A 14,100-nucleotide genomic window follows, 5' to 3' on the forward strand; every position below is an offset into this window, starting at 1 on the left:
GAAATTTTAGCGCGAAGATTCTCAATTTTACCCTCAGTCTCTTCAATGAATTCATCAGCCTTTTCAATAAATTCTGCAAGATCCTTCAGCCTTTCGCCAGAAGCCTTGGAGCCAATTTCTCTTTTTAGATCTTTATCAATATCTCCGGTATTATGTAGTATTCACACAAAGCCCCCCTTGCCCCGCATTTCCGTCGCAGCGTAGACTGCGGACATGAGCAAAAAACCCCATTCCCACACCACCGCGGCCCTGGCCAAGCGCCGGGCGGAACTGATCGCCGACAACCAAGCCATGCGGGAACGCATCCGGCTGAACGACGGCTACATCAAGTCCCTGGACACGGCCATGGGCCTGATGGACCCCGCCTTCGATCCCGGCACGGTCCTGCCCAAGCGCCAGTACACCAAGAAGTTCGACCGGGGCGAATTGAAGTCCCTGATCATCCGGACGCTGAAGGCGGCCGACGGCGGCCCGCTGTCCACCAGGGCCATCACCGACCAGGTCATGGAACACAAGGGCATGACCGATGACTGCCGGACGGAAGTCCGCCGGGCGCTGCTTCACTACGATGTCGTGGAAAAGGTCGACGGCGATCCTGACGACCATATGGAATATTGGGCCTTGGTGGGCTACGCCGCCACGACGAAGCAAGCCAACGACAAAGGGGACGAAGCAACCGACCTGCGTTTATTGAAATAGGCCTGAATTAGCCAAGTCGGAAGGATCGTTGCCGATTGCGGAAAGTCGTCAACTGGTTGAAGTAAGGTTTTCTTTTGGCCTGATCGTAAGGAAAAACCCATTACAAGGGACGACGGCAAATAGGGTAAATCGGCCCCCATCCGAGATCTATGGCTTGGGTGTCCAAATCCGGGAAATATTCATATCCATCGGAAACGATGACGGCCGGACATTCTCCCGCGGAGCTATATGTCATCACGTTTATCCAGCTTGCGGTACACCCATTGCTGGAAGAGGCCCAAAGGGTAAACCCATACTGGAGGTCAAGGGAGATGGCCGCACACTCGGCACACGCCCCACATACGGCCAATTCGGTCGCGTCGCCCGCGCACAGGGCCGCGTCGGCCGTCTGCCCGTCGCTGCGCAGGCAATCCCTGGTCCTGGTCTTCATGCCCATGCCACAACCGCCGTCCGTGCCGCCGGTACAACCGTCCCAGGCCGACCAGTCGCCAAAGACGTACGTACACGCCTCGGTCGAGACGCACGGTTCGCTGGAGGCCGGTTTCCCGCCGGGACACAGGGAATCGTCGACCACCGACCCGCCGGCGTCCTCGCACGTCACCACCCTGACCCTGGTGGAGGCCATGCCGCACTCGCCCGGACAAAAACCCCAGATGGACGTTGACCACGAATACGCCCGGGGTTTGACCGAATCAAGCGACACGGAGCCATCAACCACGTCCTGGTTGTCCTTGATCGTAAATGCGATGTCCGCCGCAACACCATTCATTATGACATAACTCGGGGAATCGAGAGTTCCGAAATTGAAGGCCTCGTGGCGATGATTGAAAGCCTTGTCCGACCTGACGTCGATGAACAACCGGATTTGGTCCGAAGCCAAAGCGTACCCCGAAAGTAGACTAATCACGAGCAAGGTTGTAAAAAGATAGCGTATCATTGGATTTTCTCCTGCCGCCAAGGGTGACGGCGTATCATCTGATGACGATAACGGCATGGGTATACATGTCGAATCGTCCTTGACTACTTGAACGATATTCGCGTGTCGGATCACCGAGAGTCAAGATTGTGGAAAGGGATTTGCGTCAAGCCGCCGCGGCCAAGCCGGCCGGTTCGTCGTCGGTCGCTACGGCCGGACTGACGTTGGTCCGGGACCAGTAGCCCCTGAAGGGCGATTCGCCATCAAGGGTCAGCATCCGCCGCATCATGTCGAAGGCGATCCTGCCGTTGTCCCAACGTCGGGTATCTTCCCGGTAGGCCACTTCGTTGGCGTAGTAGTTCAGGTAATCCGGGCTGACCTTGTGGATTTGCCCCTTGAGCATGCGGCGGAACCTGGCGAAGAATGATTCGGCCTGGTTGGTGTTCTCGCCATTGGGGCCGCAATAGCAAATCTTGTGGTTGACCCGGGTGTGCTTGAAATTGATCGCAAGGTTCCCGTAGGCCGGATGCTCGTCCGTGACCACGTTGGCGCCTCGCTGGACATTGTCCTCGACGTGATGCCGGATGTCCTTGGCGTTTTCGGTCGGGATCTTGTAGGTGAGCGTCCTGTTCGCGCCGTCCCCCTCCTCGCCGATCTGTCTGATGACCAGGATGCAGACCTTCTGCATGGACGACTTGATGTCCTTTTCGGGCCTGTCCTCGGCCTTGTTGGCGGGCCTGCTATATGGGTTCAGGTATGCCCCGTCCGCCTGGACCTCGCCCTTCATGGCGGGCTGGTCGTGCCGGGTCGCCAGCAGGGCGCTGCGCAGCTTGTGGTAGAGGGTGAAGGCGGTCTTGTACTGGACCCCCAGGTAACGCATGAGCTGGCAGGCGGAAATCCCCTTGGCCCCGTCGGCCAGCAAGGTGATGGCGAACAGGATGGTCTTCAGGGGCAGGTTGGTGGAATGCAGCCAGGTGCCGCTGGTCACGGAATAGGTGTGGCCGCAGTCCTTGCACCGCCACTGCCGTCGCCGCTTGCTGAAATAATGGGCCACGCTACCGCACTGGGGGCAACACGGCTCCCCGCCCGTCTTCGCCCACCGCATGTCGCGGAAGGCCTTGAAGACGGTTTCCTCGTCCCATTCCGCGACTTGCGGAATGGACAGGCTGCGGGCTTTCGCCGAAAGCAGGAAGTGTTGTTCGTGCATGGTTCCCCTGGTCGAGGCGATGGGCGAGGAAGGGATTCCAGAACATCGCCGTGGCGGATTTCCCCTTCTGGGAAGGACCGCCGTGGTCAGTGACTCCGATGACCATCATATGACATAAAAGTTGAATAATGTCAAGATGATAGATTGCACAGGCACGCCGTTGTGCAAATGGCGACACAACATCCTGAAAACCTTGTCGAAAAAGTCGAAAAAAGAGGTTATCTATTTCTTTTTCAATGAGTTATGTGCAAAATATGTCCCATAGGGGGACGTGAAATATTCATGTTCCCTATCGGCGACGTTGACTTGAGGCTTATGCCAAGGGTACCACTCATGCAACCGCCTATAAAAGAATGAAAAGGACGCAAAGGAGACCTCGATGTCCACAACCATTCACGATATTTTGGAAGAGTTCAAAAACCGTTCCCTGAACATGCGGGACTTGGGCGACAAGTTCGAACGGCTGATGAAGGGATACTTCCGGACCGATCCCATGTATCGGGACAGATTCAGTGATGTCTGGATGTGGACGGAATGGCCCGATCACGACGGGGCGGATGACGGAATCGACTTGGTCGCCAAGGAAAAGGACGGAAGCGGCTATTGCGCCATCCAATGCAAGTTTTATAATCCGGATCACCAACTGGCCAAGGGCGACATAGATTCCTTCTTCACCGCATCGGGAAAAAAGCCGTTTACCTCCCGTATCATTGTTTCCACCACCGACAAATGGTCGAGTACGGCCGAGAAGGCCCTGAAAGACCAAATCGTCCCCGTATCCCGCATTCGGGTCGGCGACCTTGAAAACAGCCCTGTCGATTGGTCGAACTATCGCCTGGACAAGGATGTGGACTTGGGTCTGAAGGCCAAGAAACAACTTTTCAAACACCAGTCCAAGGCCCTTGATGAAGTCGAGAAAGGCTTCTCCGAATCGGACAGGGGCAAGATGATCATGGCCTGCGGAACGGGCAAGACCTACACGTCCCTGAAAATCGTCGAGCACATGCTTCCGGAAAGCGGCTTGGCCTTGTTCCTGGTCCCTTCCATCGCCTTGCTTTCCCAGACGTTGCGCGAATGGACAGCGGAAGCCGACAGGGATATTCACCCGTTCGCCGTGTGTTCCGACACCAAGGTCGGGAAACGCAAGACGTCGGAGGATATCGAGGTCCACGATCTGCCGTTTCCCGCCACCACGGATGGAGTGCGGCTGGTATCCCAGGTGTCGTCCATGTTGGACAAGCCGGGAATGACGATCGTCTTTTCGACATACCAGTCCATCCAGGCCATCCACGAAGCCCAGAAACTCGGATTGCCGAAGTTCGACATGATCATTTGCGACGAGGCTCACCGAACGACCGGGGTGACGCTTGTAGACGAGGACGAATCCCATTTCGTGAAGGTTCACGACAATGAATATGTCCAGGCTGACAGGCGCCTGTATATGACCGCCACCCCCAGGGTGTACGGGGATCAGTCCAAGACCAAGGCGCAAGATAACGATGCCTTGTTGTGCTCCATGGATGACGTTGACTTGTTTGGCCCGGAGTTCCATCGGCTGGGCTTCTCCAGCGCCGTGGGACAGGGTCTTCTTTGCGATTACAAGGTGCTGGTCCTGGCCGTGGACGAGGGGTCGGTGGATCGGGACTTCCAGTCCATGTTGGCCGACGAAAACCACGAGCTGCGGATGGAGGATGCCGCCAAGATCGTGGGGTGTTGGAACGGGCTTTCCAAGCGGTTCCTTTTCGATGACGAAACCGACGCGGCCAGCGAAGACGAAAACCCCATGCGTCGGGCGGTGGCCTTCTCCAACTCCATCAAGGATTCGGAACGCATCACGAAGCTGTTCGCTGACGTCGTGGACCAATACCGGGACGAGGACGGCCTTACGTGCGAAATCAAGCACGTGGATGGCACGCAAAGCGTTCTGGAACGCAACGAGAAGCTGGATTGGTTGAAGGCATCGGCAGGCGACAACATGTGCCGCATCCTGTCGAACGCTAGGTGTTTGTCCGAGGGGGTCGATGTACCGTCCCTTGATGCCGTCATGTTCCTGAACCCCCGAGGTTCCGAGGTGGATATCGTCCAGTCCGTCGGACGTGTCATGCGCCGTTCCCCTGGAAAGAAGTTCGGGTACATCATCTTGCCGGTCAGCATCGCCGCCAACCTTACGCCAGAAGAGGCTTTGAAGGATCACAAGCGGTATGACGTGGTCTGGAAAGTTCTTCAGGCGCTTCGGTCCCACGACGATCGTTTCAATTCGACTATCAACAAGATCGACTTGAACAAGAACCGTCCCAAGCAGATTCAGTTGATCGGTGTTGGAGACAAGGATTCCGGGGAGGGCGCGGTACAACTCAGTCTCATGTCCTACCTTGGGGAATGGAAAGATGCCATCTTCGCCAAGATCGTCAAGAAGTGCGGGGATCGAAGGTATTGGGACAGTTGGGCAAAGGATGTCGCCGACATCGCAGGCCGTCACAAAACCCGCATCGAGAATTTGCTGGAAGACGAGGGACACCGAAAGGATTTCGACAAATTCCTAAAAGGGCTTCACCAAAACATCAATCCGTCCATATCGGAGGAGGAGGCCATCGAGATGCTTTCTCAGCATCTCATCACCAAACCGGTTTTCGATGCCCTTTTCGAGGGGTACGAGTTCACCAAGCAAAATCCGGTTTCCAAATCCATGCAGGCCGTCTTGGACCTGTTGGAAAACCAAGCCTTGGAAAAGGAAACCGAATCCCTTGAAAAGTTCTATGCTTCGGTCCGCGAAAGGGCATCGGGGATCGACAACGCCGAGGGAAAGCAGAAAATCATCCTCGAGCTTTACGATACCTTCTTCAAGACGGCTTTTCCGAGGATGACCCAGCGTCTTGGTATCGTATATACGCCAGTTCAGGTTGTCGATTTTATCCTACACAGTGCCGACTACGCATTAAAAAAAGAGTTTGGTCGGGGGCTTACCGATGAGAATGTTCATATCTTGGACCCCTTCACCGGGACCGGCACGTTTATGACCAGGCTGTTGCAAAGCGGATTGATAAAACCGGAAGATCTGGAACGCAAATACAAGAAAGAACTTCACGCCAACGAAATCGTCCTGCTGGCATATTATATAGCAGCCATCAACATCGAAGAGACGTATCACGCTTTGGCACAGGCAGACTATGAATCGTTTGAGGGTATAGTCCTGACTGATACTTTCCAGATATATGAGGACCGTTCCGCAAAGACAAGCAAACAGGCCCCAGCCCTTGAAGGCATTTTCCCCGAGAACAGTGAACGGGTTAAGCGGCAACAACGGATGCCTATCGAAGTCATTATTGGCAACCCGCCGTATTCTGCTGGACAAACCAGCGAAAACGACGACAACCAAAACCTGAAATATCCTGTTTTGGATGCCAAGATAGAAAAGACCTATGTTGAACGGTCAACGGCCACCCTGCGTAAAAACCTTTATGATTCTTACGTTAGGGCAATCCGTTGGGCCAGTGATCGCATCAAGAATCAAGGCATTGTTTGTTACGTCACAAATGGATCATTCATAGACGGCAATGCTATGGATGGCTTGCGAAAATGCTTGGCCGATGATTTCTCTAGCATTTATTGCTTCAACCTTCGTGGTAATCAAAGGACTTCTGGCGAAATTTCCAGAAAAGAAGGTGGCAAAATATTCGGCTCTGGTAGCCGTGCTCCAATTGCCATCACGATCATGGTTAAGACCGGAGGCGTAGGGAAGTGTACTCTACATTACCATGATATCGGCGACTATCTTAGTCAAGAAGACAAGTTTTCCATCATTTCCGATTTTGCAAGTATTAGGGGAATCGAGGTGGCAAACGGCTGGACAATAATAAAGCCCAACAAGCATGGGGACTGGATCAATCAGCGGGATGCATCTTTTGAAAAATTCATACCAATGGGTGATAAGAAATCAAAAGGTAAAGAGGTGTTATTCACACTGTACTCCCAAGGAGTATTAACCTCCAGAGACGCATGGTCATACAATTTTTCAAAAAACGGCTTAGAATCGAACATGAGGAGCATGATAGATTTCTATTCTGCTCAAGTTCAAGAATACAAGGAAAAATCAAAGGCCAATCCCAGTTTAAAAATACAAGATGTTATCGACAATGATAAAACAAAAATATCTTGGTCAGGACTGCTAAAAAACGATGCTGCGAAGGGAAGACAAAAGATTTTTCATCCACTTCATATTGTAGAGTGTGTGTATAGGCCATTCTGCAAACAGTGGTTATATTTCGACCGCAGCTTGATTGAGAGGGTATATCAGATGCCATCTATTTTCCCTTACCATGATTCGGAAAATTTGGTTGTTGGCATGACTGGTCGAGGCGCAACGAAGGAGTTTTCTCCGTTTATAATGAATCGACTTCCTGATTATGAAAGTGTTTCCAAGGCACAATTTTTCCCATTATTCAGATACGAAAAAACATCTTCCAAGGGCCAGGGAAGTCTTATCCACACGGTGGAAAACGGCAACAAAGCGGTACGGAAAGACAATATATCTGATGAAATGTTGTCTAGGTTTAAGAATATCTATCCAAAGGATGATTCCGCTTCTATTAAGAAAGAAGATATTTTCTATTATGTATACGGGCTACTCCATTCAAAAGAATATCAAAGCAGGTTTGAAGCAGACTTAGGAAAAGGAATCCCCCGTATTCCTTTTGCCAAGGATTTTTGGGCATTTTCAAAGGCTGGCCGGGAGTTGGCCCATTGGCATCTGGACTACGAAGCCGTGGAGCCTTTCAACCTGGATGAAAGCGATGTGTCCAAGGATATCTCTGTTGATAAGGCTTACCGGGTCGAAAAGATGCGATACGGGAAAAAAGACAAGAAGACCGATACGGGGAAACTCGTTTACAACAAGCATGTAACCCTGTCCGGCATTCCCGAAGAAGCGCAACAATATATTGTCAACGGAAAGCCCGCCATTGACTGGCTGATTGACCGATACAAGGTTACTGTCGACAAACATTCCAAGATCAAGAACGACCCCAACACCTGGTCCGACGATCCTAGATACATCATTGATTTGGTGAAGCGTGTGGTTCGGGTCAGCGTCGAGACGGTCAGGATCGTAAACGGCCTCCCTGCCATCGAAGAGTTGGACGTATAAAAAACCAAGAAGGCCGCATCAAGCGGCCTCCTTTTTTGGTGGTCAAGAGTCCAATCCCGATCGCAAATCAGAGGTAACACCTCGGAATACAGAACCATTTGCCAAACAGATGGATCCGAGCGATGGTCCCTCCCAAACCAGGGAGAAACCATGGACGTGATATGCGGATGCAAGGGCGTGGTCGACCAAATGGACCTGCGATGGGCAAGCTCGCTCACCCTGCCCGACGTCTTGGAAGTACGGGGCAAGCTGGACGTGTCCGGCACCGACCTGGTTGCGTTGCCCGACGGGTTGGCGGCCGGCTATATCGATGCCCGGTATTGCGAGAACCTTTCAAGGATCGGTTCGGTCAAGGCCGGGAAACTGAACCTGCGGGGTTGCGTGAACCTGACCGGCCTGCCATCCGGCCTGAAGGTGGCCGGGGATCTCGATTTGTCCATGACCCGGATCGACCGGCTCCCGGACGATCTGGAGGTCGATGGAGACCTGTTCCTGCTCTGGATGCCCGGGCTGACCGCGATCCCGGACGGCGTGATCGTCCGCGGCACGGTCTACCTTGATCGCGCCCATGCCCTGACGCGCATCCCGAACCATATCAGGGTCGTGATCACCCGGTAATTGAATCGAACATTTGGGGTTGTAGGTGTTTGACTTTCGAATAGCTGAAGAGCGATCCCTGGGTATGAAAAATGACAGGCACCACTGAAAAAGAACCCCAAATAGGGATCCCCATGTCTATCGCCAAAAACACCATTTGCTGGTTGATCTTGCTCGCTTTGTTTGTCCCTTCCGCATCTGCCATGGGAGAGGCAAAAACACTGCCTGTAACGATTGTCCATAAGCAATGTTCACAGCTTAGTCGAACAGCCGGGTTGATAATGCAAGCCCGACAGTTGAACATCTCCATGTCTAAATCAATGGAAACGGCCTTGATGGTCGAGGATGAAACGATTCGAACCATTCAAATGGAACTGGTCAAAGAAGCTTACAAAAAACCTGTTTACCCATCCGAACAATCCCGGCAAAAAGCAATCCGTGATTTCGAAAACAAATGGTACCTGACTTGTACAGAAGTGATGGGTGAATAGGTTTTTATTTTTACTCGCTCGACTCTTTTTTCTGGCCGAGTTATGCTTGGTTCCAGGTGTGAAAATAGTACAAAAAAATACGGCAACCTGCCGTAATCATTGATTTGTGTTAATCCTACATAATACCGATAAATACGGTGAAGGTCACTGTGAGTGTATTCAAGGTAAACTTATCGATGGAGTGTTTGGAACGCTTCATGATCCAATGATGGATTTACTTGATATTTGACCATAGAATATCACTCCTTAGATTATTGTGGCCGAGACTTTTGTCTCGGCCTTTTTCGTTAGGCGACAGGATATGTTGGGAATATTTTCAAATTATCCATTTGAGGCGGTGTACACTTGAATTCTCTCCATATAAATAACTGTAACGTGGAGCAAAACATTGCTTCCAAAATCAAGGAGGACGTCTCTATGACGATTGAAAACCAAAATGTTGATGGCTTGAGCCGGATGCGTCAGTAGCACAGCGCAGAGGGCTCCTTATGGACGACAGATGATCCGAACGGAATATCTTAACCTCAAAAATGCAGCAGCATATTGCGGGTATGGTCCGCGACACTTCGCCAGGATTACCGAAGGCTACCAACTTCCCAAATATGGGCCGAAGCTCAATCGTTACAAGATAACAGACCTCGATGACTTTATGGCTTCACCATCCGAGTTCGCTGTGAGAGCAGAGCGCAGGAGGGCGGGATTCATCCCGGTTGAAGTATGAGTGTGGGCCAGATCAAATCAACGGGAGTTTGGTACTGTCAGTACAGGCTCCCCGGCAAGAAAAGCCCGGTTAAAGAATACTTCGGCAGGGGGGAAGAGGGTAAGAAGAACGCCAAGCTTAGGGACCTCGAAGTCAAGAAATCAAAAATCAAGCAGACGCCCATTAACAGAGCAGAGGTCCACCTGGACGAGTTGGCGCAACTTTATATCAACCACGAGAAGCGTAAGAAGCGAGACCCCAGTTACCTGAACCTAGTCCGCGACAAGCTGAACAAAGAGTGGCTGCCCATTCTGGCTCCAAAGCCGATCTTCAAGCTTGGTCCCAAAGATTTTGAGAAGGTACATGCCTTGTACGATGGCAAAGCCGTTGCCACTCAAAATCGCTATATGGACTACCTCAATATCATCCTGAACTTTGGTGTGAGGATGGAGTACATACCAAGGAACCCCATGAAAAAGTGGTGGTCCGAGGTAAAGAAGCAGGAAAAACCGAGAGAACTGAATATGTCTCTTGATGACTTCCGTAGGCTGTATGATAACTCGTCTCCCCATCTCCAATTCGCCTTAGATGTCATGTGGGAGCTTGGGGCGAGGCCTGGGCCAAGTGAGCTGTTTGGGTTGCTTTGGAGGGACGTTGATTGGGAACGAAACCAAATCCGAGTAAGGGGAACCAAAACTAAGTCTAGCGATAGATTTATTCCTATCAGCGATGAGTTTAAGGAAAGGCTTAAAGCGAAGTATACCGAAGCGAAGACAGACTATTTGATCGAGTATCGAGGCAAGCGAATTAAAAGCGCTAAGTCCGCATTTAGGGGAGCCAAGAAGAAAGCCAAGTTGGACAAGTCGGTCTGCATGTATACAATCAGGCATTTGTTTACATCGATGACTCTGGCAAATGGGGCTGACGCAAAGGCAGTAGCCAATATCCTCGGACATACATCCCTTAGGATGATCATGAACACCTACTACCATGAGACCGATGGAGAGAGACGAAGAGCTATCGAGTCCAAGCCGAAGCTGATTAAATAAGTCACCATAGGAAATGGTAAAAAGGCCTCTCAGAAAGCAACTGAGAGGCCTCTTTTTATGCGCTCTGAAATCCGACAAACCATTAGCCATAAGGGTGCGCTTGGTGTAGGGAAAAGTCATAAATACGCCATGTTGGAGGTGTCTATGGCTACAAAGAAAAAGAAGATCGACCCGAGTAAAATCCATGCAGATTATGTGATCGACATGCGGGAAAATGCGAGTTGGTTTGCCGAGTTGCAATACTCATCGACGTTGAGCGGCCCGAAAGGACACAAACAAGTTAAGATGAGCAGCATTCCAACCTTTAACATTCGAGGGCATTTGTCTTTCACGCAGAGTAAAAAGGTCAAGGTTGGTAATCCGGTCGATGTCCGAATCTATGTTGATGAAGAAGGGCGGGTGCAAGAATTCATTGGAATTATCGACAAGTACAAAGAGGTGCTTCAAGTCGTCATGTGGTTGCCATGGGAGATCGTGAACCATATGCACATGACTTTTATATCAGGGAAAGCCGAGATGGTGACTGTCTTTGGGACAGAGCTTTATCGTCGCAGTGCTTCAGTGTGGGGGATTGATACGAAAGCAGAGTATGATGTACAGGACTATTTGGGGTAGTGCATTTGTGTTGTAACTATCTGGATATACGTATGATATACAAGAAATATACAATCGGTCCCAGAGTATACACTGCGCGTATACGGGCATAGGTTTTAGGTAACAGATTTAAGAACTTAGACAGTGTGTTCAAAAATGGCATTCAAGAGGTCGTGGGTTCAATTCCCTCCAGCTCCACCACACGAAAGTTAAGGCTTAGAAGGTTTTCCTTCTAAGCCTTTTTTCGTGGGATACGCATAAGAAGATACAGATGATATTGGGTAACAATTAGTGAACTGAGTGGAACGGCTTTCTGCGCTGTCCCTGTGGGTATCCCCTAAATAATTTAGGGGATTGAGCATTTGCAATGTCCTAGGTTTATTTTATGTAGGTTTACTATCATCCCGGAATGACGTAATGTTTTTTGCTCACAATAATGATGGGACTTCGCATTGAGGATCCTGCTGGGAGTGTTTAACGCAATGAAATTTAGTCATTTAGGCGTACCGACATCTGACCATTTTGACGGTGAGATAGATTTACCTCATTTGAAAATGACCGTATCAGATCACAGAAATAATCCCTATGGAATCCAATGGATGCGGTTCTGGGAGGATGCGGAGTACCCCGATTTAGTAAAGAATGTTCCTCACGTTGCCTTTGAAGTAGAGGTCATGGCGAAGGCTCTTGAGGGTAAAAAGGTCATCATAGAACCCAACTCACCAAGCGAGGGATTGCTGGTTGCATTCATCGAAGTTAATGGTGTGCCTATTGAGTTGATGGAGTATAAGATTTGATATGCGAAAACGGCATGTCGATTGTTTCACATTAATTCCCTCCATCTCCACCAATGAATATTAAAGGCTTAGAAGGATTTCCTTCCAAGCCTTTTTTTGCGGAAGATACAAAAGAATATACAAATGAAATCGGGTGGATGGCGATATTTTTTGTCAGAAGGCGTAGCTCGTAACACGTTTCATCCCCCTAAAAAACATTGTTTAGAGGAGCAACAACGTGCTCCCACGCTTTTAGTTGTTTGCAGTGTGTATGCAGTGCGTTGTTTTTGTTGGGTAACTTGTTAAAAGGCAAAAAGCTTTACTTCTTGGTGCGAATAGCTGATTATTAACCAACTCAGCGTGACTGGACGCACGATTACTTCTTAGCCCCGCTTGGGCAACATACGTTCCACGTAAGTTCTAGATTTACTCCCCGTACCAGAGTCATCCAATTATCACCCCGGTGAACCCGGGATCGACCGCTGTCACGCGTCGTCGATTTGTTCCATTTTTTTCTCCAAGGTTAATATGACTTTTACAGATTTTTCTTTTGACCGCCGCATCGACGCCGGAATCAAGGCCTGTGGCTATGACACCCCGACCCCCATTCAACGTAAAGCCATTCCGCTGATCCGGAATGGGCATGATGTGATGGGATTGGCTCAGACGGGCACCGGCAAGACTGCCGCATTTGCACTGCCGATTTTGCAAAAGCTGCTTACCAGCACTTCTTCGAAACGGGGCGCGCGCGTGTTGGTTTTGGCGCCGACCCGGGAGTTGGCGATTCAGATCAACGAGAGTTTTACCTCTCTCGCCCGACAAACAGACATTACCAGCAGCGTCATCATCGGTGGCGTCGGTATGCAGCCGCAGATCAATGCGTTTCGCACCTCGAATGTCATCGTTGCCTGCCCTGGGCGGCTTGTCCGGCTCATCGCGAGGGGAGCCGTCGATTTCAAAGCTGTTGAGGTCTTAGTCCTCGATGAGGCGGACAGGATGCTTGATATGGGGTTTCTGCCCGACATTAAGCGGGTTCTCGCTCAACTCCCGGCAAAGAGGCAGAATCTGCTCTTTTCCGCTACCATGCCGAAATCCATTCTGGATTTGACGAAGCGCATTCTGGTGAACCCCAAAACGGTTCAGATTAACGCCACTTCTCCAGTCTCCAGTGTCGAACATGTTTTCTACAAGACGCAGCCGGGCGGGAAGACCGCTTTACTCAATGAGATTCTTTCCAGGTCAGAGCATCAGAGTATGCTGATCTTCACTCGGACCAAGCACAAGGCCAAGAATCTCTCCCGCACGCTGTGCAATAGCGGATACGATACGACGTTTCTGCAAGGCAACATGAGCCAGGCCCAGCGCGAAAGGGCTTTGAATGGTTTTCGCGACGGCCGCTTCTCGATTCTGGTGGCAACGGATATTGTCGCCCGCGGCATTGACTGTGATCGTATAACGCACGTTGTCAATTTCGATATGCCGGACTCTGTCGAGACCTACACGCATCGAATCGGCAGAACAGGCCGGGCAGGGCGGTCAGGCTGCGCAATAAGCCTGGTTACGGCCGATGACGTATCGCAACTGCGGGCCATTCAAAGAGTGATGGGCGTGTCGGTTGAACAAGAAGCTCACACCGATACCGGGGCAAAAATCAAAGAAGCGAAATCCGGAAGGCCGTCTTCGCTTTCCCCGGCGAAGAAAAATCCCCGGAGGCGGGGACGCAAACCTTCGGGGGCGGCGCGACAAGCGGCCTGATGAAATTCTATTCCCCGCCTGCCTTGTCAGGCGTTCCGGGATCGAATGGGGGGAGCTGCTCCCTGTGCGAACTGTGAGCTGACACTCAATCAGAGAAATTGGCCACGTAAGTTGAGAAAACTTGCGTGGCTCATTTCTAGCTTTCCCATGGCGGAGCTCGTGTGTCGCCTGGC

Annotated in this window: 10 protein-coding genes; 8 read left to right on the forward strand and 2 right to left on the reverse strand. The window is 51.0% G+C overall.

Annotated elements, in window-relative coordinates:
- The first annotated feature begins 213 nt into the window (after positions 1-213).
- Entirely contained in the window at positions 214-699 is a 486-nt protein-coding gene (locus PSN43_RS04160; RefSeq protein ID WP_272699454.1) for a hypothetical protein, read from the forward strand.
- A 100-nt stretch (positions 700-799) separates the two neighbouring features.
- Here PSN43_RS04160 and PSN43_RS04165 read toward each other — a convergent pair whose 3' ends face one another.
- A complete protein-coding gene (locus PSN43_RS04165; protein ID WP_272699455.1) occupies positions 800-1,606 on the reverse strand; it encodes a hypothetical protein in 807 nt (268 codons plus the stop codon).
- A 175-nt stretch (positions 1,607-1,781) separates the two neighbouring features.
- Positions 1,782-2,822, reverse strand: coding sequence for an IS1595 family transposase (locus PSN43_RS04170; protein ID WP_272699456.1), 1,041 nt, complete (start codon positions 2,820-2,822; stop codon positions 1,782-1,784).
- 379 nt (positions 2,823-3,201) lie between these two features.
- Between PSN43_RS04170 and PSN43_RS04175 the strand changes: the two genes are divergently transcribed.
- The 7 genes from PSN43_RS04175 (at position 3,202) to PSN43_RS04205 (ending at position 13,927) form a co-directional block, all read left to right on the forward strand.
- Positions 3,202-7,965 (forward strand): DEAD/DEAH box helicase, encoded by a 4,764-nt coding sequence (locus PSN43_RS04175; protein WP_272699457.1) that lies wholly within the window; start codon positions 3,202-3,204, stop codon positions 7,963-7,965.
- Positions 7,966-8,115: 150 nt separating this feature from the next.
- Positions 8,116-8,583, forward strand: a complete 468-nt coding sequence (locus PSN43_RS04180; RefSeq protein WP_272699458.1) for a hypothetical protein — start codon at positions 8,116-8,118, stop codon at positions 8,581-8,583.
- Positions 8,584-8,696: 113 nt separating this feature from the next.
- Positions 8,697-9,053 carry a hypothetical protein gene (locus PSN43_RS04185; protein ID WP_272699459.1) on the forward strand — a complete coding sequence of 119 codons (357 nt, stop codon included), beginning with the start codon at positions 8,697-8,699 and terminating at the stop codon, positions 9,051-9,053.
- A 723-nt stretch (positions 9,054-9,776) separates the two neighbouring features.
- Entirely contained in the window at positions 9,777-10,802 is a 1,026-nt protein-coding gene (locus PSN43_RS04190) for a tyrosine-type recombinase/integrase (protein ID WP_272699460.1), read from the forward strand.
- A 144-nt stretch (positions 10,803-10,946) separates the two neighbouring features.
- Positions 10,947-11,417, forward strand: coding sequence for a hypothetical protein (locus PSN43_RS04195; protein WP_272699461.1), 471 nt, complete (start codon positions 10,947-10,949; stop codon positions 11,415-11,417).
- Positions 11,418-11,878: 461 nt separating this feature from the next.
- A complete protein-coding gene (locus PSN43_RS04200) occupies positions 11,879-12,193 on the forward strand; it encodes a VOC family protein (RefSeq protein WP_272699462.1) in 315 nt (104 codons plus the stop codon).
- 507 nt (positions 12,194-12,700) lie between these two features.
- Positions 12,701-13,927: a DEAD/DEAH box helicase gene (locus PSN43_RS04205; protein WP_272699463.1), complete on the forward strand. Its 1,227-nt coding sequence runs from the start codon at positions 12,701-12,703 to the stop codon at positions 13,925-13,927.
- Positions 13,928-14,100 lie beyond the last annotated feature (173 nt).

This window comes from Desulfovibrio sp. Fe33 (assembly GCF_028532725.1).
In the GTDB taxonomy this organism is placed as follows: domain Bacteria; phylum Desulfobacterota; class Desulfovibrionia; order Desulfovibrionales; family Desulfovibrionaceae; genus Pseudodesulfovibrio.

Bases quoted from the DNA above. Each gene is read 5' to 3' on its own strand.
- PSN43_RS04180 (WP_272699458.1), top strand. From the start codon at position 8,116: ATGGACGTGATATGCGGATGCAAGGGCGTGGTCGACCAAATGGACCTG.
- PSN43_RS04205 (WP_272699463.1), top strand. From the start codon at position 12,701: ATGACTTTTACAGATTTTTCTTTTGACCGCCGCATCGACGCCGGAATC.
- PSN43_RS04170 (WP_272699456.1), bottom strand. From the start codon at position 2,822: ATGCACGAACAACACTTCCTGCTTTCGGCGAAAGCCCGCAGCCTGTCC.
- PSN43_RS04200 (WP_272699462.1), top strand. From the start codon at position 11,879: ATGAAATTTAGTCATTTAGGCGTACCGACATCTGACCATTTTGACGGT.
- PSN43_RS04195 (WP_272699461.1), top strand. From the start codon at position 10,947: ATGGCTACAAAGAAAAAGAAGATCGACCCGAGTAAAATCCATGCAGAT.
- PSN43_RS04160 (WP_272699454.1), top strand. From the start codon at position 214: ATGAGCAAAAAACCCCATTCCCACACCACCGCGGCCCTGGCCAAGCGC.
- PSN43_RS04175 (WP_272699457.1), top strand. From the start codon at position 3,202: ATGTCCACAACCATTCACGATATTTTGGAAGAGTTCAAAAACCGTTCC.
- PSN43_RS04185 (WP_272699459.1), top strand. From the start codon at position 8,697: ATGTCTATCGCCAAAAACACCATTTGCTGGTTGATCTTGCTCGCTTTG.